At 76.2% G+C, this 2023-nt stretch carries 2 protein-coding genes and 1 pseudogene; 1 reads left to right on the forward strand and 2 read right to left on the reverse strand.

What is annotated here, in order from left to right; all coding sequences use genetic code 11:
• A pseudogene (locus ACTUAL_RS30440) lies at positions 1–210 on the forward strand (TetR/AcrR family transcriptional regulator); the annotation flags it as partial.
• Between the two features lie 6 nt (positions 211–216).
• Here the strand turns inward: ACTUAL_RS30440 and ACTUAL_RS30445 are convergent.
• Together ACTUAL_RS30445 and ACTUAL_RS30450 are read right to left on the reverse strand one after the other, a co-directional pair.
• On the reverse strand, positions 217–1059 hold the full coding sequence (locus ACTUAL_RS30445) for an alpha/beta hydrolase (protein ID WP_440902648.1): 843 nt from the start codon (positions 1057–1059) through the stop codon (positions 217–219).
• 97 nt (positions 1060–1156) lie between these two features.
• A complete protein-coding gene (locus ACTUAL_RS30450) occupies positions 1157–1783 on the reverse strand; it encodes a hypothetical protein (RefSeq protein ID WP_157767718.1) in 627 nt (208 codons plus the stop codon).
• Positions 1784–2023 lie beyond the last annotated feature (240 nt).

Here is a 2023-nt window from a genome sequence, read left to right on the forward strand (position 1 = left end):
GAGCGCGCGGTCGGCCGGGGTGAGCTGCCGCCCGTCGAGCTGCCCGAACGGGTGAAGCGGGTGCCGCTGGACCTGATCCGCTCCGAGTCGCTGACCCGCTGCGGACCGCTGTCGCGGCGGGTGCTGGAGGAGCTGGTGGACGACGTGTTCCTGCCGCTGCTGCACGGGTTGGCCCGCCGGGACGGGGCACACCCCCGACAGGAGGCGTGAGCACGGTCAGAGGCCCAGCGCCTCGGCGCTGACCTCCACGATCCGGTCCTGCGCGTTCGCACGACCAGTCGAAGGCTCCCCGTCCCCCGGTTGCGGGCCGTAGTCGCCGAAGAAGGCGTGGACCGCGCCCGGCACCACCTCGTAGCGGGTGTCGGAGGGCAGGAGGGGGCGCTTGTCCAGGACGACCTGCGGGGAGGAGAAGCCGACGCGGTCGCCGCTGATCGAGGTGACGTCCAGGTCGCGGCCGGACAGGTCCTGCGACGGGTAGGACGCCCACAGCAGCAGGCCCCGCACCCGGTCGTCGTCCGCCGCGAAGCTGGACGCCGCGACGCCGCCGAGCGAGTGCCCCGCCGAGGTCCAGCGGGTGATCCAGGGGTGCTCGTCGAGCAGACCGCTCGTCGGGGCCAGCACGGCGAAGTCCAGCGGGGCCTTGACCACGACCACCAGCGCGCCCCGCTCGGCCACCCGCGAGAGCAGCGGCAGGTAGGCGCGGGCGTCCACGCGGGCGCCCTGGAAGAACACCAGCCCCTCGGTCGGGGTCCCCCGCTCGGGGCGCAGCTCGATCGAGTCCCAGCGGTCCACGACCTGGACGCCGGCCGCCAGCGGCGTGCCGTCGGCGGGGAAGGGACGCAGCCACGCCAGCGGGACCACCAGGACGAGCGGCAGCACGAGCCAGCGGAACCGGACCGGCCTGATCAGCCCCAGCAGCCCCTCCGCGCCCACCGCGAGCAGCAGCACCAGGTACGCGGGGTGCGCGGACAGCACGCTGCCCCACCTCGTCGCGAGCACCCACACCGCCACCGCCGCGCACGCGCCGGGGGCGACCCAGCGGGCAACCTTCTTGAGCACCCCGCAACTACACCATCCGGGTGAAGATCCCGCACGACCAGGGTGCCGCGCGGTCCGGGGGCCCGACCGCTCCGGCGCGCCCCCGGACCGCGGGCGCTCAGGACACGACGCCGTACGGCCCCGAGCGCAGGTGCGGCAGCAGGTCGGGCGGGCGGCGGGCCAGCAGCGCGGCCTCGTAGACGGTCTCGCGGGCGAGCGCGACCGGGCGCCCGCAGCTGAGCAGCGTGGCCTGGCAGCGCAGCGCGGGCACGTCGTCGACCAGGTCGGGCAGCGGGTCCTCCAGGTCGGGGTCGGGGTCGTCGGTCGGCCCGGTGGCGGAGCAGGCGTAGTGGGTGACCCGCCGCACGTCGCTGAGCAGCGTCCCCAGCGGCGCGTGCCCGTTCGCCAGCTCGGCGCGGCGGGGCGGGTCCAGGTGCAGGGCGGGCTGGTGCAGCAGCGCGGTCACCGCGGCCAGCCTCGGCCCGGACGGCCCGAGGCGGGGCACCAGGTAGCCCTCGCGCCGGGTGACCGGCGTGCCCTCGGGGAGCCCGCCGAGCAGCCTGCCCTGGCGCGCGGTGAGGTGGTGGACGCGGTCGGCGAGCCGGGGCTCGCGGCGCACCCCGTAGCCGACCCACAGCGACAGCACCCTGGTGAACGGCAGCGGAACCTCGCGCAGGAACCGGGCCATGGTCTCGGCCCGGTCACCGACCTCGTCGGGACGGGGGATGGGAGCGGGATGGATCATCGGGGCCCCTTCCGGTCGGGCCGCGCAGGTCGTTGCGCGGTCCCGGTGGGCGACGGGGGCAGGCGTCGACCCCTAGCTCGCCCACTACCAAGGTGCACCGGAGGTCACCGAAAATCCCCACCTGTGCCACGGATGCCACGCGGTTGGGTCGGACCGGCGCAACGGTGGTCCCCCGGCGGCGCGCGGCGCGTGGGCCGATCGAGTGGCGGTCGGGCGGCGCGCTCACCCGACCCGCGCGGG

The organism is Actinosynnema sp., assembly GCF_052038725.1.